This window comes from Streptomyces sp. 12E, from assembly GCF_055633275.1.
In genome coordinates, this window is the sequence record NZ_JBVNCJ010000001.1 from 2,043,423 (window position 1) to 2,060,763 (window position 17,341).

Here is a 17,341-nt window from a genome sequence, read left to right on the forward strand (position 1 = left end):
CCGATTTGGCGGCCGCGGGCCGCGTGCGGCTTGTCGCGCGGTTCCCCGCGCCCCTGGGCGCGCCGCCCCGGCCGGGGTTTAGCGTGGCTGTGTGTCCTACTTCGATGCCGCTTCCGCCGCCCCCCTCCACCCCGTTGCCCGGCAGGCCCTGACGGCCTCCCTCGACGAGGGGTGGGCGGATCCGGCGCGGTTGCACCGGGAGGGCCGGCGGGCGCGGCTGCTGCTGGACGCGGCGCGGGAGGCGGCCGCGGAGGCGGTGGGGTGCCGGACGGACGAGCTGGTGTTCACCTCGTCCGGGACCTCGGCGGTGCACTCGGGGATCGCGGGGGCGCTGGCCGGGCGGCGACGCGCGGGCCGTCACCTGATCGTGTCAGCCGTCGAACACTCTTCTGTACTCCATGCGGCGGAAGTTCACCGGGCCGGCGGAGGGACGGTCACCGAGGTCGCGGTGGACCGTACGGGTGCGGTGAGTCCGTCCGGGTACGCGGACGCCCTGCGGCCGGACACCGCGCTGGCCTGTCTGCAGTCGGCCAACCACGAGGTGGGGACCGTGCAGCCGGTGGCCGGGGTCGCCGAGGCGTGCCGGGCGGCGGGGGTGCCGCTGCTGGTGGACGCGGCCCAGTCGCTGGGGTGGGGGCCGGTGGAGGGCGACTGGTCGCTGCTCGCGGCGAGCGCCCACAAGTGGGGCGGTCCGCCGGGGACCGGGCTGCTCGTCGTACGCAAAGGGGTGCGGTTCGCGCCCCGGGGGCCGCGGGACGAACGGGAGTCGGGGCGGGCGGCCGGGTTCGAGAACCTGCCGGCGATCGTGGCGGCGGCGGCTTCGCTGCGGGCGGTGCGGGCGGAGGCCGCCGAGGAGGCGGTACGGCTGCGGGAACTGACGGAGCGGATCCGGGCGCGGGTGCCACGGCTGGTGCCGGACGTGGAGGTGGTCGGGGACCCGGAGCGGCGGCTGCCCGGGATCGTCACCTTCTCCTGTCTCTACGTCGACGGGGAGACGCTGCTGCACGAGCTGGACCGGGCCGGTTTCTCCGTGTCGTCCGGGTCCTCCTGCACGAGCAGCACGCTGACGCCGAGTCACGTGCTGAGGGCGATGGGCGTGCTCAGCGAGGGCAACATCCGGCTCTCGCTGCCGTCCGGGACGCGCGAGGAGGAGGTCGAGCGCTTCCTGTCCGTCCTGCCGGAGGTGGTGTCGGGGGTGCGGGAGAGGCTGGGCGCGCCGGTGGCCGCCGGCCCCGGCCCGGCGGAGGAGAGGGACGAGGCCCTGGTGGTGGACGCCCTGGGCCGCCGCTGCCCGATCCCGGTCATCGAGCTGGCCAAGGTCATCGGGGACGTCCCGGTGGGCGGCACGGTGCGCGTCCTGGCCGACGACGAGGCCGCCCGCCTGGACATCCCGGCCTGGTGCGAGATGCGCGGCCAGGAGTACGTGGGGGAGGAACCGGCGGACCGGGGAACGGCCTACGTGGTCCGCCGGGCCGGCTGACCCGCCCCGGGGGCGGGGCCGTGCACCTGTGCGGCTCCGCCGCACGGGCGCGGCCGGCTCCCCGCCCGCGCGTCCGGCGGGCTCAGCCCAGGTGCTCCCGGACCTCCTCCGCCGCCTCGTCCCCGTACGCCTTCGTGAAGCGCTCCATGAAGTGCCCCCGGCGCAGCTGGTACTCCTGGGTGCCGACCGTCTCGATGACGAGCGTCGCCAGCATGCAGCCCACCTGCGCCGCCCGCTCCAGCGAGACCCCCCACACCAGCCCCGACAGGAACCCCGCGCGGAAGGCGTCGCCGACGCCCGTCGGATCGGCCTTGAGCTCCTCGTCGGGGCACCCGACCTCGATCGTCTCCCCGCCGGCCCGTTCGATGCGGACGCCGCGCGCGCCGAGGGTGGTGACGCGGTGGCCGACCCGGCCGAGGATCTCCGCGTCGCTCCAGCCGGTCTTCGTCTCGATGAGCCCCTTCTCGTACTCGTTGGAGAAGAGGTAGGTCGCCCCGTCCAGCAGTATCCGGATCTCCTCGCCGTTCATCCGGGCGATCTGCTGGGAGAAGTCGGCGGCGAACGGGATGCCCCGGGAGCGGCACTCCTCGGTGTGCCGGAGCATGCCCTCCGGGTCGTCGGCGCCGATGGAGACCAGGTCGAGGCCGCCCACGCGGTCGGCGACGGTCTTCAGCTCGATGAGGCGGGCCTCGCTCATCGCACCCGTGTAGAAGGAGCCGATCTGGTTGTGGTCGGCGTCCGTGGTGCACACGAAGCGGGCGGTGTGCAGGGTGTCGGAGATGCGGACGGACTCGGTGTCGACGCCGTGCCGGTCCAGCCAGGCCCGGTACTCGTCGAAGTCGAAGCCGGCGGCTCCGACGAGGATCGGGCGGGTGCCGAGCTGGCCCATCCCGAAGGCGATGTTCGCGCCCACGCCGCCCCTGCGCACGTCGAGGTTGTCGACCAGGAAGGACAACGAGACCGTGTGCAGCTGGTCCGCGACGAACTGGTCGGCGAAGCGCCCGGGGAAGGTCATGAGGTGGTCGGTGGCGATGGAGCCGGTGACTGCGATGCGCACGGCGTGGATTCTCCTGAGGGAGGCGGATTGACACTTCACGCTACCCGTTGGGGAGAGCACGCAGAAGCAGGCGAAAATACCCGATAGCAGATCTTTCTTCGTGGCCTTCGACGTGCGTACGGTGCCGGTATGACGAACCTCAGGGTCCACGCTCCCGCCCCGGCAGACCTCGAAGGCGGCCTGGCGTCGCTGCGCGGCGACTGCGCCCGGATGGCCCCCCACTGGGCGGCCCCCGACCGGGTGGCCGCCCGGCCGGTCCCCCCGTCCTCGATCCACGGCGTGACCGTGCCGCCCGGGTCGGCGCGGCTGCTGGACGCGATGTCGGAGTACGGCGACTGAGCCGGCGCCGGCCGGTCCGGCGCTCGCGGGAACCGCGCGCTCCCCCGGTGCGTCCCATCGCTGTCCCCCGTAAAGGGGACGCGGGATACGACCCACGAGCAGTCCCGGTGCGGCCGGGAAGGGTCTTTCCGGGACAGCTGCGCAGCCGAAGGAGCGATGCGGTGAACACCGAGCGACCCGACAACGACGACGCCGAGGCGCGCCCCGCTCCCGGCGGCACGCCCGACACCGGGGGCGCTTCGGACCACGACGGGGCGACGGGCGCCCCGGAGCGGCGGGAGCCCGCCGCGCCGGGGACGGCACGGCCGGTCGCCGGCGCGTCCGACGACGGTGCCGGGGAGGCGGACGCCGGTCCCCGCACCGGGGGGACCGGAGCCGAGCGGGCCCCGCAGGACGGGCCGGGGTCCGGCGCGGGTGAGACGGCCGTCGGGGAGGAGCGCGCCGACGGGCCGGCTGCGGGGCGGCGGCGTCCGCCCCTGCTGATCGCCTCCGTCGCCGCCGCCGTGCTGCTGGTCGGGGGCGGCGGGGCCTACCTCGCCGCCGGCGCCTCCGGAGGCTCCGGGGACGGTGCGGCTCCGGGGGCGAACGGTGACGCCTCTCCCCCGCCGCTCGCCCTGGACGGTCGCTCCGAGGGCGCCGTGAACGGGATCGCCCCCGGCGAGCCCAACCCCTACGGCACCGTCTACCGCGCCGACGGCCCGCTTCCGGACGGCCCCGGTTCGGCGCCGGTGTACCGCGTGCGGGGGCAGGTCGCCGAGGGCCGGGTGGTCACGCTGGCGAAGGCCCTGGGGCTGGAGGGCGAACCGGTCGCGGAGGGCGGGTCCTGGCGGATCGGCGGCAAGGACGGTTCCGGGCCCACGCTGCGGGTGGACCGGGAGGCCCCCGGCGCCTGGACGTTCAGCCGGAACACCCCGGGCACCGACAACTGCAAGGGCGCGACGTGTTCGGCTCCGGCCGCGGGCGGTCCGGTCGTGGACGAGTCCGCCGCGCGGAAGGCCGCCGCGCCCGTGCTGAAGGCGGTGGGCCAGGACGACGCGAAGCTCGACGCGAGCCAGGTCATGGGCGGCAGGCGCGTGGTGAACGCCGACCCCGAGGTCGGCGGGCTGCCGACGTACGGCTGGACGACCGGTGTGGTCGTCGGCGCCGGGGGCGAGGTGGTCGGCGGCAACGGCCGGCTCGCGGAGCCCGTGAAGGGGGACGCCTACCCCGTGGTGAGCGCGGCCGACGCGCTGGAGCTGATGAACGCGGCGCCGGACGCCGGCCCGGGCGCGGGAACCGGCGACTGCGCCGGCCCCGTGCCGCGAGAGGGCGGGCAGCGGGAGTCGTGCGCCGCGGCGACGGGGCCGAAGGGCGACACCGTCACGGTCGGCGAGGCGGTGTTCGGGCTGGCCTCGCACTCCGTGGACGGGCGGCCGGCCCTCGTACCGTCCTGGCTGTTCGAGGTACGCCCCCGGGGAGCGGAGGAGACCTTCACGGTGGCGTACCCGGCGGTCGCCCCGGAGTTCCTCGCTCCGCGGACGGGGGCCGGGGAGGCGAGCCCGCGGCCCACGAAGCCCGGCGGCGAACCGACCGCGGCGCCGTCCGTCCGCGAGGTCGACGTCGAGGGCTACACCGCCGAGGGCGCCGAGCTGACCGTGACCTTCACGGGCGGCGTGTGCGCCGACTACGAGGCGACGGCGCGCGCGGACGGCGGCCGGGTGACGGTGCGGGTGACCGAGACGTCCCGGCCGGACGAGGTGTGCATCCTGATCGCCAAGCGGTACCAGCGGACGGTGCGGCTGGACGCGCCGCTCGGCGACCGCGAGGTCGTGGGCACGGACGGCGAGCCGGTCCCGCTGCACAAGGACGGGGCCCGGCTGCCGGCGCCGCCCACCCGGTAGTCCGGGCGCGGAGAAGCCCGAAGGCGGCGGCCCCCTCGGAGGGGACCGCCGCCTTCGTCATGTGCCGCCCGGGACGGACCCCGGCTCAGCTGAAGGAGTCGCCGCAGGCGCAGGAGCCGGTGGCGTTGGGGTTGTCGATGGTGAAGCCCTGCTTCTCGATGGTGTCGACGAAGTCGATGGTGGCGCCGCCCAGGTACGGGGCGCTCATGCGGTCGGTGACGACCTTCACACCGTCGAAGTCCTTCTCCACGTCGCCGTCGAGCGAGCGCTCGTCGAAGAAGAGCTGGTAGCGCAGGCCGGAGCAGCCGCCGGGCTGGACGGCGACACGCAGGGCGAGGTCGTCACGGCCTTCCTGGTCGAGCAGGGCCTTGACCTTGGACGCGGCGGCGTCGGTCAGGACGATGCCGTCGGTGACGGTGGTGGTCTCGTCCGATACGGACATCTACATCTCTCCCGGGTTGTACGGAGACTGCTTGCCGACGGTTGCAACCGGCGGGACCGCGGATTCATTCCGGGCCGGGCGCGTGTCTTCCTCGCCTCCCTCCTCATGCTCGCACACGCCGTGCGGAGCGGGAACCGGCTCCTGCGGGGCCTTGCCGGGAATGGATCGGCGTCCGTCGGGATTCACGTCACACGGACGCTATGGCCGTCGTCAAAGTGACGTGAACCGGTTATGATAGATAGCGTCATTTCGACGAGAAGTCGCCAGAACAGAAAGGGTGCGTGTCGTGACCACCGCCCAGACCCAGGAGCTCGACGTCCAGCCGACGCCCCTCGCCCTGCTGCTGCTCGGCCGTGGGGCCGACCCGAGGAGCGAGCGCGGTGTGGAGTGTCCCGGTGACCTCCCGTCGCCGTCCGACCCGGACCTGGTGGAGCGCGCCCGCGCCGCCAAGGAGAAGCTCGGGGACAAGGTCTTCGTGCTCGGCCACCACTACCAGCGCGACGAGGTCATCCAGTTCGCCGACGTCACGGGCGACTCCTTCAAGCTGGCCCGCGACGCCGCCGCGCGCCCGCAGGCCGAGTACATCGTCTTCTGCGGTGTGCACTTCATGGCCGAGTCCGCGGACATCCTCACCGGCGACGACCAGAAGGTGGTCCTGCCCGACCTCGCGGCCGGCTGCTCCATGGCCGACATGGCCACCGCCGAGCAGGTGGCCGAGTGCTGGGACGTGCTGACCGAGGCCGGGGTGGCCGAGCAGGTCGTCCCCGTCGCGTACATGAACTCCTCCGCCGACATCAAGGCCTTCACGGGCAAGCACGGCGGCACCATCTGCACCTCCTCCAACGCCAGGCGGGCCCTGGACTGGGCCTTCGAGCAGGGGGAGCCCTCGGCGACAAAGGTGCTCTTCCTCCCCGACCAGCACCTGGGCCGCAACACGGCGGTGCGGGACATGGGGATGTCCCTGGAGGACTGCGTCGTCTACAACCCGCACAAGCCGAACGGCGGGCTGACGGCGGACGAGCTGCGCGCCGCGAAGATGATCCTGTGGCGCGGCCACTGCTCGGTGCACGGCCGGTTCAGCCTGGACTCGGTCGATGACGTGCGCGAGCGCATACCCGGGGTGAACGTGCTGGTGCACCCCGAGTGCCGGCACGAGGTCGTGGCCGCCGCGGACCACGTCGGCTCGACGGAGTACATCATCAAGACGCTGGAGGCGGCCCCGGCCGGCTCCAAGTGGGCCATCGGCACCGAGCTCAACCTCGTACGGCGTCTGGCGAACCGTTTCGCGCCCGAGGGCAAGGAGATCGTCTTCCTCGACAAGACGGTCTGCTTCTGCTCGACGATGAACCGCATCGACCTCCCCCACCTGGTCTGGGCCCTGGAGTCGCTCGCCGAGGGCAACCTGGTCAACCGCATCGAGGTGGACAAGGAGACGGAGGCGTTCGCGAAGCTGGCGCTGGAGCGGATGCTGGCCCTTCCGTAGACGGGCCGTCCCCGCGGGGGCACGGCATGGCGGAGGCCCCCGCCCGGTCACCTTCCGGTGCCGGGCGGGGGCCTCCGTCGTCCCGGGGCGTCAGGCCTGCGCCGGGGCGGCCTCCTTCGAAGCCTCCGCCTGCGCCGCCGCGCCCTTCTTCGCCGCCCGCTTCTTCGCGCGGCGCTCCTTGCCGAGCTCCAGCATCGCGTAGAGCGTCGGGACCAGCAGCAGGGTGAGCAGGGTCGACGTGATCAGACCGCCGATCACCACCACGGCCAGCGGCTGGGCGATGAAGCCGCCCTCGCCGGTGACGCCCAGCGCCATCGGGAGCAGGGCGAAGATGGTCGCCAGGGCCGTCATCAGGATCGGCCGCAGACGGTGGCGGCCACCCTCCAGCACGGCCTCGACCACGCCGTAGCCCCGTTCGCGGTACTGGTTGATCAGGTCGATCAGCACGATCGCGTTGGTGACCACGATGCCGATCAGCATCAGCATGCCGATCATCGCCGGGACACCCATCGGGGTGCCCGTGACCAGCAGCAGGCCGATGGCGCCGGTCGCCGCGAACGGGACGGAGACCAGCAGGATCAGCGGCTGGGCGAGCGACCGGAAGGTGCCGACCAGCAGCATGAAGACGATCGCGATCGCGGCCAGCATCGCCAGGGCCAGGTTGACGAACGCCTCGTCCTGGTCCTCGGTCACGCCGCCGATCTCCGCCGTCGCGCCCGCGGGCAGCGTCAGTCCGTCGATCTTCTTCTGGAGGTCCGTGCCCACGGCGCCCGTGTTGTCACCGGTCGGCTTCGCGGTGACGGTCGCCGAGCGCTGGCCGTCGATCCGGGTCATGGAGACGGGTCCGTCCACCACCTCGACGGTGGCGACGTCGCCCAGCTTCACCGGGCCCAGGCGCAGGTTCCTCAGCTCGTCCACGGTGGTGGCCGGCTCGGCCGAGCGGATGACGACGTCGCGCTCGGTGTCGTCGAGGACCGCCTTGGCGGCCGGGGTGCCCCGCACCGCCTGGGCGACGGCCCCGCCGAGGGTCTGGTCGTTGAAACCGGCCTCGGCGGCCTTGTCGTTGGCCTTCACCGAGATACGGGGCACGCTCTGCGCCAGGTCGCTGGTGACGTCCGTGACGTCGTCCAGGGAGGCCACCGCGTCCCGGACCTGGTCCGCCGCCTTGCGCAGCGCCTGCGCGTCGGCCGCCTTGACGACGACGCTCAGGTCCTGGCTGCCGAAGCCGTCACCGGCCGCGATGGTGGTGGTGCCGATGCCGTCGAGCCCGCCGAGGCCCTTCTCCAGGCTGTCCGTCACGTCCTCGGAGGACGCGTCGTCCTCCAGCATCACCTGGTACGTCGCCTGGTTGGTGTCCGTACCGCCGCCGAAGGCCGCCATCCAGCCGGACGAGCCGACGGTCACCTGGTAGTCCTTGACGCCCTCGGTGCCGTCGAGCAGCTTCTCGACCTTCTGCGCCTGCGCGTCGGTCGCGGCCAGGCTGGTGCCGGGCTTCAGCTCCTGCCGGACGGTGAGGACCTGCTGTTCGCCCGCGTCGAAGAAGTTGGTCTTCAGCAGCGGCGCCATGGCGAGGGTGGCGATCAGCACGACGGCCGCGATGGCCACGCTGGTCAGCCTGCGTCGGGTGGCGAAGCGCAGCACGGGGACGTAGAGGCGCTGGAGGCGGCTCCTGGCCTCCTTCTCCTCGGCGATCCTGCGCGCCTCCTCGGCGTCCTCCGGGGTGCCCTTCGGGGCTCGCAGGAACCAGTACGACAGGACGGGCACGACCGTCAGCGACACCAGCAGGGACGCCAGCAGCGCCGCCGTGACGGTGAGGCTGAAGGAGCCGAACAGCTCGCCCACCATGCCGCCGACCAGGCCGATCGGCAGGAACACGGCGACCGTGGTGAGCGTCGAGGACGTCACCGCGCCCGCCACCTCGCGCACCGCGTTCATGATCGCCGACTGGCGCTCCTCGCCGTAGCCGAGGTGCCGCTTGATGTTCTCCAGGACCACGATCGAGTCGTCCACGACCCGGCCGATGGCGATGGTCAGCGCGCCCAGCGTCAGCATGTTCAGCGACAGGTCGCGCGTCCACAGCACGATCAGGGCGAGCACCACGGACAGCGGGATGGAGACCGCCGTGACGAGGGTGGAGCGGACCGACGCCAGGAAGACCAGGATCACCAGGACGGCGAAGATCAGTCCGAGCGCGCCCTCGGTGGTCAGGCCCTCGATGGCCTTGGAGACCGCCGGGCCCTGGTCGCTGACGACGGTGAGGGTGGCGCCCTCACCGAGGTCCTCGCGCAGCTCCGGCAGCTTCTCCTGGACCGCCTCCGAGATGGCGACCGCGCTGCCGTCGTGGTCCATGGTCGCCATCACGGCGAGGCTGGGCTGGCCGTTGGTGCGGGTGAGGGAGTCGGCCCTGGCCTCCTCCTCCTTCACCGTGGCGACGTCCCCGAGGCGGACCGGCTTCCCCTTGCCGGGCTCGCCGGTGACCCTCAGGTCCTCGATCTGCTCGATCGAGGTGAAGCCGTCGCCGACCTGGACGGTGCGGTTGGCGCCGTCCTCGTCGAAGGAGCCCGCCGGGACGGTCGCCCCGCCGGCCTGGAGAGCCTCGGAGAGCGACTGGGCGGTGAGACCGGCCTTCGTCAGCTTCGCGGAGTCGGGGATGACGGTGACCTGGACGTCGCGCACGCCGTCCACGGTGACCTGGCCGACGCCGTCGATGCCCTCCAGCGCGGGCACCACGGTCCGGTCGAGCTGGTCGGCGAGCGCCTGCTGGTCCTTGCCGGAGGTGACGGCGAGCACCACGGCCGGGATGTCGTCCGTGGAGCCGGCGACGACCTGCGGGTCGACGTCGTCCGGGAGGAAGGCGCCGGCCCGGTTGACGGCCTGCTGGACGTCGGCGACGAGCTGCTGGGTGTTGTTGCCGTAGTCGAAGGACGCCATGATCACGGCGTTGCCCTCGCTCGCCGTCGAGGTGACGCCGGAGATGCCGTCGACGGCCTCCAGAGCGTCCTCGACGGGTTCGACGACCTGCTTCTCCACCACGTCCGGGGAGGCGCCCTGGTAGGGGGCGATCACGGACACCATGGGCAGTTCGATGGTCGGCAGCAGCTGCTGCTTGAGCTGGGGTATCGCGATCGCCCCGAAGACGAGCGCGATGATCGACATCAGTCCGATCAGCGCCCGTTGCGCGAGGCTGAATCTGGACAGCCAGGACATGGTCAGGGTCTCTTTTCCGTGGATCGGCGGAAGTCCGGAGAACGGGCGCGCGCAAGTGGGCGCCCGCTCTACACCCTGGGGCATCGGTGGGGGCCGATCCGTAGCCCCGAGGTCGCATCCCTCGTGCGGCGCCTACTCCCACCGCAGTACACCCCGCGGGGGCTCACTCCACCCTTGGACGGACCAGCCCCGACTCGTAGGCGATGACCACCAGCTGGGCCCGGTCGCGGGCGCCCAGCTTGGCCATGGCCCGGTTGACGTGGGTCTTCACGGTCAGCGGGCTGACCTCCAGACGTTCGGCGATCTCGTCGTTGGAGTGCCCGCCGGCCACCTGGACCAGCACCTCGCGCTCGCGCACGGTCAGCGAGTCCAGTCGCTCGGCGCGGGCCGGGTCCTGGTCCCCTCCGGACGGGCCCTCCTGGGCGAGGAAACGGGCGATCAGGCCCTTGGTGGCCGCCGGGGACAGCAGCGCCTCCCCCCCGGCGGCGATCCGGACGGCGTTCAGCATCTCGTCCGGCTCGGAGCCCTTGCCGAGGAAGCCGGAGGCGCCGGCCCGCAGCGACTGCACCACGTAGTCGTCGACCTCGAAGGTCGTCAGTATCACCACCCGGACCCCCGCGAGCTGCGGGTCCGCGCTGATCATGCGGGTGGCGGCGAGTCCGTCGGTGCCGGGCATCCGGATGTCCATGAGGACGACGTCGGCGCGCTCCTCCCGGGCCAGCCGGACCGCCTCCGCGCCGTCCGACGCCTCGCCCACCACCTCCATGTCCGGCTCGGAGTCGACGAGCACCCGGAAGGCGCTGCGCAGCAGCGCCTGGTCGTCGGCGAGCAGGACACGGATCGTCATACGGACTCCAACGGGGCGGCGGTCACGGGCTGTTGTCCTGAACTGCGGACGTGCGGGGCTTGACGGGCAGGATCGCATGGACGCGGAAACCGCCGCCGTAGCGGGGGCCGGTGGTGAGGGTGCCGCGCAGCGCGGTGACGCGCTCGCGCATGCCGAGCAGTCCGTGCCCGCCGCCGGGGGTGTGGTCGAGGTCCTCGCCGGCGCCGTCGTCGAGGACGGTGATCTCGATGTGGGGTCCGACGCGTACGACGCTGACCTCGGCCCGCGCGTCGGCTCCGGCGTGCTTCCGCACGTTGGTCAGGGCCTCCTGGATGATCCGGTACGCGGCCAGGTCGACGGCGGCGGGGAGGTCGGCGCCCTCGTCGCCGCGGGCGACCTCGACGCGCAGTCCGGCGCTGCGGAAGGTGCCGGCGAGTTCGTCGAGGCGGTCGAGGCCGGGCGCGGGTTCGGTGGGGGCCTCCGGGTCGCCGGACTGGCGCAGCAGGCCGACGGTGGCCCGCAGCTCGCCCAGCGCGGAGCGGCTGGCCTCGCGGACGTGGGCGAGGGCCTCCTTGGCCTGGTCGGGCCGCTTGTCCATGACGTGGGCTGCGACTCCGGCCTGGACGTTGACCAGGGCGATGTGGTGGGCGACCACGTCGTGCAGATCCCGGGCGATGCGCAGGCGCTCCTCGGCGACGCGGCGGCGGGCCTCCTCCTCGCGGGTGCGCTCGGCCCGTTCGGCGCGCTCCCGGATGGCCCGGACGAAGGCCCGGCGGCTGCGGACGGCGTCCCCCGCGGTGGCGCCGATGCCGGTCCAGGCGAAGATCGCCAGGTTCTCCTGGGCGTACCAGGGCAGCGGTCCGACCGCCATCGCGGCGCCGGTGAGGACGGTCATGGTGAGCAGGCCGATCCGCCAGGTGGTGGGGCGGTCGGTGGTGGAGGCGACCGTGTAGAGCGCGACCACGGCGCACATGGCGACGGGGGCGCGGGGGTCCCCGGTGACGGACTCCGCGATGGAGGCGCCGCCGGCGAGGGCGAGCACGGTGCGGGGGGCGCGACGGCGGAGGACCAGCGCGGTGGCGCCCAGGGTCATGAGGACGAGGCTGAGCGGGTCGGGCGTGCGCAGCCCCCAGCTGACGCCCTCGGGGCCGTGCGGCTCGACGAGGGAGCCGGCCACCATGCACACCAGGACGCCCGCGGCCAGGGCGGCGTCCAGCGCGAAGGGGTGTGCCCGTGCTCGGCACCGGGCGCGGGTCAGGGTGCTCACGGCTGTTCACGGTAGCCGGGGTCGGGCGTCCGGACGGGTGGTGACCGGAGGTGCTGCGGCCCGGAAGGGGTTGCGCAGCCCGGCGTTCGCGGGGTGCCGCCGCGCCCGCCCGTGCCGCCCTGCGGCACGATTGCCCGCGGCTGCCCGGCGGTTATGTCGTTCCTGGGATCAGGCCGTCGTCGCTCAGGAGGTCCTGGACCTCCTCGAGCGACGCGTCGGGGGACGGGAGGATCAGGTCGGAGGGCTCCAGGGAGTCGTCCGGCAGGGGCTCGCCGAGTTCGTGGACCTTGGCCAGCAGCGCCTTCAGGGTGGCGCGGAAGCCCGGCCCGTCGCCGTTCTCCATCTCGGCGAGCAGTTCCTCGTCCAGCTCGTCCAGCTCGGCGAGCCGGCTCTCGGCCAGCCTCACCTGCCCCTCCCCCATGATCCGTACGATCATGTCGCCCTCCTCGGCGTGGGCTACTGCTTGTCGAAGCGCGGGGTGTCCTGCGGCTGCTGCCGGTCCTGCTGCTGACCGCCGCCGCCTTCGATGGCCTGCTGCTGCCCGCCGGACGGGCCTCCGGCCAGCTCGGCCTTCATGCGCTGCAGTTCCAGCTCCACATCCGTACCACCGGAGAGCCGGTCCAGCTCGGCCTGGATGTCGTCCTTGTGCATGCCGGAGGGGTCGTCCAGGGCGCCGGAGGCGAGCAGTTCGTCGATCGCGCCGGCCCGCGCCTGGAGCTGGGCCGTCTTGTCCTCGGCCCGCTGGATGGCCAGTCCGACGTCGCCCATCTCCTCGGAGATGCCGGAGAACGCCTCGCCGATCCGGGTCTGCGCCTGGGCCGCGGTGTAGGTGGCCTTGATGGTCTCCTTCTTGGTGCGGAAGGCGTCCACCTTGGCCTGGAGGCGCTGGGCCGCGAGGGTAAGCTTCTCCTCCTCGCCCTGCAGCGTGGCGTGCTGCGTCTCCAGGTCCGTCACCTGCTGCTGGAGCGCGGCGCGGCGGGAGAGGGCCTCGCGCGCCAGGTCCTCACGGCCCAGCGCGAGCGCCTTGCGGCCCTGGTCCTCCAGCTTGCCCGACTGGGACTGCAGCTGGTTCAGCTGGAGCTCCAGACGCTTGCGCGAGGTGGCCACGTCGGCGACGCCGCGGCGGACCTTCTGGAGCAGCTCCAGCTGCTTCTGGTACGAGTAATCGAGGGTCTCGCGCGGGTCCTCGGCCCTGTCCAGGGCCTTGTTCGCCTTCGCGCGGAAGATCATCCCCATACGCTTCATGACACCGCTCATGGGCTTCGCGCGCCCCCTTCTGACCGACTCCAGCTCCAGCACCTGCGACAGAACCCACAGTACGGGCCCCGCATCCATTACCGCACTGTCCGGGGACGGATGCGCTCATCCCCAAGGACGACTGGGCGTCCTCCCGATCCGGCGTAGGGAGGAGAGTGATCCCCGAGGCCGGACCACCCGGAGACCCGTACGACGTCCCCTCCGTCCTTCTGAAGACGTCCGGTGTTGCCGGATCGTTCCCCGGGGGGCTGGGGTCCAACCCCGGGGACCCCGTACCCTTGGGTTTTGTGTTCCGTAGCCGCGCCAAGGAAGAGAAGGCACCGGTCGCCGACAAGGCGACGGTGACCGACTCCAAGCAGACCCGTCATCCGGAGGCCCCCAAGGGCCGCCCCACGCCCAAGCGGAGCGTGGCCCAGTCGCAGCGCCGCAGCGTCGCCAACACGACGATGACGCGCAAGGAGGCCGCCAAGCGGCAGCGTGAGGAGCGTCGTGCCGCGCTGGAGCGTCAGCGCCAGGCGCTGGCCAGCGGCGACGAGCGCTATCTGCCCGTCCGGGACAAGGGTCCGGTGCGCCGGTTCGCGCGTGACTTCGTGGACTCGCGGTTCAACATCGCCGAGTACTTCCTGCCGATGGCCGTGATCATCCTGGTGCTGAGCATGATCCAGGTGCCTCAGCTGCAGAACGCCGCGCTGCTGCTGTGGCTCGTGGTGATCGTGATGATCGTCCTCGACTCGATCGTGACCGGCTTCCGGCTGAAGAAGCGGCTGGCGGAGCGCTTCCCCGACGACAACCGGCGCGGCGCGGTGGCCTACGCGCTGATGCGCTCGCTCCAGATGCGCCGGCTGCGGCTGCCCAAGCCCCAGGTCAAGCGCGGGGAGCGGCCCTGAGCGCCACGCCGTTCACGGACGCCGCGGCCCCGGGCCTGCCGAGCGGGCCCGGCGGTCTGCGCGACGTCGTCCGGGAGGAGCTGGTGGCCCGCCAGCTGGAGGAGCAGATAGTCGGGCGCTTCCCGGTCGGGCGGCGCCTGCGGGTGCTCGACGTGGGCATGGGCCGAGGGACGCAGGCGCTGCGGCTGGCCCGGGCCGGTCACCAGGTGACCGGCCTCGAGCAGGACGCGGCGATGATCTCCGCCGCGCGGGAGGCGTTCGCCGGGGAGCCGGAGGGCATCCGGGAGCGGATGCGGATCATCGAGGGCCATGCCGGGGACACCGGTGTGCACTTCCTGCCGGGCAGCTTCGACGTCGTGCTGTGTCATGGCGTGCTCATGGACGTCGAGGAGCCGGACGCGCTGCTGGCGGGGATGGCACGGATGCTCGCGCCCGGGGGCCTGCTGTCCCTGCTGGTGCGCAACGGGGACGCGCCGGCGATGCGGGCCGGTCTGTCCGGCGACTGGGCCGGTGCGCTGGCGGGCTTCTGCACGACGGCGTACGGACTGAAGAGGCTGACGTCGACGCTCGCGGGGATCGGGGCGCCGCTGCACACCTGGTACGGGGTGCGGGTCTTCACGGACACGGCGGCGCAGGACGCGGTGCTTCCGGACGACCTGGACGCCCTGCTCGCGGTCGAGGACCGGGCCGGCCGTACGGACCCCTACCGGGGAGTGGCGGCGCTGCTGCACCTGTGCGGGGTCCGGGGCTGAGGGCTCGGCCCCGCCGTCCCTTCCCGCTCCCGGCCCCCCGTCCGCGCCCACGCTGCGGAGCCGCACGCCGGCACGGCCCGCGCCCCCTGAGCGGAGCGCGGGACCGCGGCGAGACGCGTCTGCGTCACTCCGGCTTCGCCGGGGCCTCCGGGAGCTCCGCCGCCAGGGCAGCCGCCGCCTGGACCAGGGGCAGCGCCAGCAGACCGCCCACCCCCTCCCCGACCGTGACACCGTGCGACAGCACGGGATCCAGCGCCATCCGGTCCAGCGCCTTCGCCTGTCCCGGCTCCCCGCTGTCGTGCGCCGCCACCCACCAGTCCGGCGCCCGGAACGCCACCCGCTGCGCCACCAGCGCACACGCCGCCGTCACCACCCCGTCCAGCACGACCGGCATCTTCCGCACCGCAGCCTGCAGCAGGAAACCCGTCATCGCGGTGAGGTCGGCCCCGCCGACCGTCCCCAGCAACCGCAGCTGGTCGCCCAGCACCGGCCGCGCCCGCCGCAGCGCGTCACGGATCGCCGCGCACTTGCGCATCCACGCCAGGTCGTCGATCGCCAGCCCTCCGCGCCCGGTCACCACCGACGCGTCCGTCCCGCACAGCGCGGCCACCAGCACGCCCGCCACCGTGGTCCCGCCCACGCTCACATCGCCGAGCACCACCAGATCCGTACCGGAGTCGGCCTCCTCGTCGGCCACGGCCATCCCCGCGCGGAACGCCGCCTCCGCCTCCTGAGCGGTCAGCGCGTCCTCGATGTCGATGCGCCCGCTGCCCCGCCGCACCCGGTGCCGCACGACGTCCTCGGGCAGCGTCCCGGGATCGCAGTCCAGGGACATGTCGACCACCCGCACCGGCACCCCCTGCCGCCGGGCGAGCACGGACACCGGACGGCCGCCCTCCAGGACGTCCCGCACCAGCTCCGCGGCGCTGCCCGCGGCCCGCGCGGAGACGCCCAGTCCGGCGATCCCGTGATCGCCGGCGAACAGCACGACCCGCGGCCGTTCGACCGGCCGCACCGGCACCGCGGACTGCGCCGCCGCCAGCCACTCACCCAGGTCGTCCAGGCGGCCCAGCGATCCGGGCGGCACGATCCGGCGCTCCCGGTGCGCCTCCGCGTCGCGGCGCACCCCGCCGTCCGGACGCTCGATCAGATCGGTGAAGTCGTCGAGATTAAGCGAGCTCATTCGCCGAACAGTACCGGCCCCGGTGGAACACGACGGCGCACCGGTCAGCCAGGCGTACGGGGCCTCACTCCCACCACGCCACCCCGGTGCCGCTCCACCCCGTGACGCCCTTCCGTCCGTAACGTTTTGCGTGGATCGCCGGACATCCGTCCGTTCGCCACCACTCGTCCCGTACGTCGCGCCGCCCGAGTGCCGTACGCCCTCACGCCGGGAGCCGCCCATGTCCGCAACCGACCCAGCCCGTGCGATCCCCGCCCCCCACGGCTCCGCCCGGGCGCACGAGCCGCGTCGCGCGGACTGCCCCTGGTGCGGCTCCGCGCGGCTGCGCAACCGGCTGAGAACGGGCGACCTGCGCCGGCACCGACCGGGCCTGTTCACCGTCGACGAGTGCCGGGACTGCGGCCACACCTTCCAGAACCCCCGCCTCACCGCCGAGGGCCTCGCCTTCTACCGGCGGACCGTGCGCGGCGCCCCCCGCGATCCCGCCACCGAACGCGTCCTCGCCCTGCACGCCGTCCGGCACCGCCGCCGGGGCGCGGCCCGCGCGATGCTGCCCTTCGGCGAACCGGAGAGCTGGCTGGACGTCGGCACCGGACTCGGCCGCTTCCCGCTGACCGCGCGGGAGTTCTTCCCGTACACCGCCTTCGACGGCACCGACCTCACCGCGCGCGTCGAGCGGGCCCGCGACCTCGGTCGTGTCGAGGAGGCCCACGTCGGGCCGCTGACCGATCCGCGGGTCATGGCCCGGCTGGCCGGCCGCTACGACGTCGTCAGCCTGCTGCACCACCTGGAACACACCACCGACCCCCGCGCCGAACTCCACGCGGCCCTCGACGCCCTGCGCCCCGGCGGCCACCTGCTCATCGAGAGCCTGGACCCGCGCTGCGCCTTCGCCGCCCTGTTCGGCCGCTGGTGGCTGCCCTACGACCAGCCCCGCCGACTGCACCTGCTGCCCCCGCGCAATCTCCGCGCGGAGCTGGAGGAGCGCGGCTGCGCCCTCGTCACCGCCGGGCACCGCGCCGCGCACGTACCGCACGACCTGGCCGGCCTGACCGCCCTCGCCCTCTCCCACGCGCTGCCCGCCCCGGACGCCCCCTGGCGCGCCGTCCCGCCGACCCCGTTCCAGCAGCACCTGCGCACGGCGCTGCTCCGCGCGGGCACTCCGCTGGTGGTCGCCGCGGCGGTCACGGACCTGGCCCTCGCCCCCGTGGTGCGCCGCACCCCGTTCGCCAACGCCTACCGGATCATCGCGCGCAAGCCGGAACGCTGACCCGGCCCCGG

General features: G+C 73.5%; 15 protein-coding genes. 7 read left to right on the forward strand and 8 right to left on the reverse strand.

Annotated features, from left to right (window positions below):
• Nucleotides 1-91: 91 nt before the first annotated feature.
• Nucleotides 92-1,480: an aminotransferase class V-fold PLP-dependent enzyme gene (locus ACZ8ZB_RS09610; RefSeq protein WP_470737278.1), complete on the forward strand. Its 1,389-nt coding sequence runs from the start codon at nt 92-94 to the stop codon at nt 1,478-1,480.
• An 82-nt stretch (nt 1,481-1,562) separates the two neighbouring features.
• Here ACZ8ZB_RS09610 and ACZ8ZB_RS09615 read toward each other — a convergent pair whose 3' ends face one another.
• On the reverse strand, nt 1,563-2,537 hold the full coding sequence (locus ACZ8ZB_RS09615; RefSeq protein ID WP_470737279.1) for a carbohydrate kinase family protein: 975 nt from the start codon (nt 2,535-2,537) through the stop codon (nt 1,563-1,565).
• Between the two features lie 129 nt (nt 2,538-2,666).
• Here ACZ8ZB_RS09615 and ACZ8ZB_RS09620 point away from each other — a divergent pair, with 129 nt between their 5' ends.
• Both ACZ8ZB_RS09620 and ACZ8ZB_RS09625 read left to right on the forward strand, forming a co-directional pair.
• Nucleotides 2,667-2,876, forward strand: coding sequence for a hypothetical protein (locus tag ACZ8ZB_RS09620; RefSeq protein ID WP_470737280.1), 210 nt, complete (start codon nt 2,667-2,669; stop codon nt 2,874-2,876).
• Nucleotides 2,877-3,037: 161 nt separating this feature from the next.
• Complete coding sequence (locus tag ACZ8ZB_RS09625; RefSeq protein WP_470737281.1) at nt 3,038-4,756, forward strand: hypothetical protein; 1,719 nt, start codon at nt 3,038-3,040, stop codon at nt 4,754-4,756.
• Nucleotides 4,757-4,841: 85 nt separating this feature from the next.
• On the opposite strand, the gene erpA is transcribed toward ACZ8ZB_RS09625, so the two are convergent.
• Entirely contained in the window at nt 4,842-5,198 is a 357-nt protein-coding gene (gene erpA, locus ACZ8ZB_RS09630) for an iron-sulfur cluster insertion protein ErpA (protein WP_073946606.1), read from the reverse strand.
• A 286-nt stretch (nt 5,199-5,484) separates the two neighbouring features.
• Here erpA and nadA point away from each other — a divergent pair, with 286 nt between their 5' ends.
• Nucleotides 5,485-6,681 carry a quinolinate synthase NadA gene (gene nadA, locus ACZ8ZB_RS09635; protein WP_470737282.1) on the forward strand — a complete coding sequence of 399 codons (1,197 nt, stop codon included), beginning with the start codon at nt 5,485-5,487 and terminating at the stop codon, nt 6,679-6,681.
• A gap of 90 nt (nt 6,682-6,771) precedes the next feature.
• On the opposite strand, the gene ACZ8ZB_RS09640 is transcribed toward nadA, so the two are convergent.
• The 5 genes from ACZ8ZB_RS09640 to ACZ8ZB_RS09660 form a co-directional block, all read right to left on the reverse strand.
• The gene (locus ACZ8ZB_RS09640; RefSeq protein ID WP_470737283.1) at nt 6,772-9,888 is read right to left on the reverse strand and encodes an efflux RND transporter permease subunit; all 3,117 of its coding nucleotides are present in this window, start codon (nt 9,886-9,888) and stop codon (nt 6,772-6,774) included.
• Nucleotides 9,889-10,051: 163 nt separating this feature from the next.
• On the reverse strand, nt 10,052-10,735 hold the full coding sequence (locus tag ACZ8ZB_RS09645) for a response regulator (protein ID WP_470737284.1): 684 nt from the start codon (nt 10,733-10,735) through the stop codon (nt 10,052-10,054).
• Between the two features lie 22 nt (nt 10,736-10,757).
• Entirely contained in the window at nt 10,758-11,981 is a 1,224-nt protein-coding gene (locus ACZ8ZB_RS09650; RefSeq protein ID WP_470737285.1) for a sensor histidine kinase, read from the reverse strand.
• A 151-nt stretch (nt 11,982-12,132) separates the two neighbouring features.
• A complete protein-coding gene (gene pspAA, locus ACZ8ZB_RS09655) occupies nt 12,133-12,417 on the reverse strand; it encodes a PspA-associated protein PspAA (protein ID WP_470737286.1) in 285 nt (94 codons plus the stop codon).
• 20 nt (nt 12,418-12,437) lie between these two features.
• A complete protein-coding gene (locus tag ACZ8ZB_RS09660) occupies nt 12,438-13,226 on the reverse strand; it encodes a PspA/IM30 family protein (protein WP_470737287.1) in 789 nt (262 codons plus the stop codon).
• Nucleotides 13,227-13,447: 221 nt separating this feature from the next.
• Between ACZ8ZB_RS09660 and ACZ8ZB_RS09665 the strand changes: the two genes are divergently transcribed.
• Nucleotides 13,448-14,125 (forward strand): DUF3043 domain-containing protein, encoded by a 678-nt coding sequence (locus tag ACZ8ZB_RS09665; RefSeq protein ID WP_470741452.1) that lies wholly within the window; start codon nt 13,448-13,450, stop codon nt 14,123-14,125.
• Nucleotides 14,126-14,208: 83 nt separating this feature from the next.
• A complete protein-coding gene (locus ACZ8ZB_RS09670; RefSeq protein WP_470737288.1) occupies nt 14,209-14,877 on the forward strand; it encodes a methyltransferase domain-containing protein in 669 nt (222 codons plus the stop codon).
• Between the two features lie 124 nt (nt 14,878-15,001).
• Here ACZ8ZB_RS09670 and cobT read toward each other — a convergent pair whose 3' ends face one another.
• Complete coding sequence (gene cobT / locus ACZ8ZB_RS09675) at nt 15,002-16,060, reverse strand: nicotinate-nucleotide--dimethylbenzimidazole phosphoribosyltransferase (RefSeq protein WP_470737289.1); 1,059 nt, start codon at nt 16,058-16,060, stop codon at nt 15,002-15,004.
• Nucleotides 16,061-16,280: 220 nt separating this feature from the next.
• On the opposite strand from cobT, the gene ACZ8ZB_RS09680 reads away from it, so the two are divergent.
• On the forward strand, nt 16,281-17,330 hold the full coding sequence (locus ACZ8ZB_RS09680) for a class I SAM-dependent methyltransferase (RefSeq protein WP_470737290.1): 1,050 nt from the start codon (nt 16,281-16,283) through the stop codon (nt 17,328-17,330).
• The last annotated feature ends 11 nt before the right edge of the window (nt 17,331-17,341 follow it).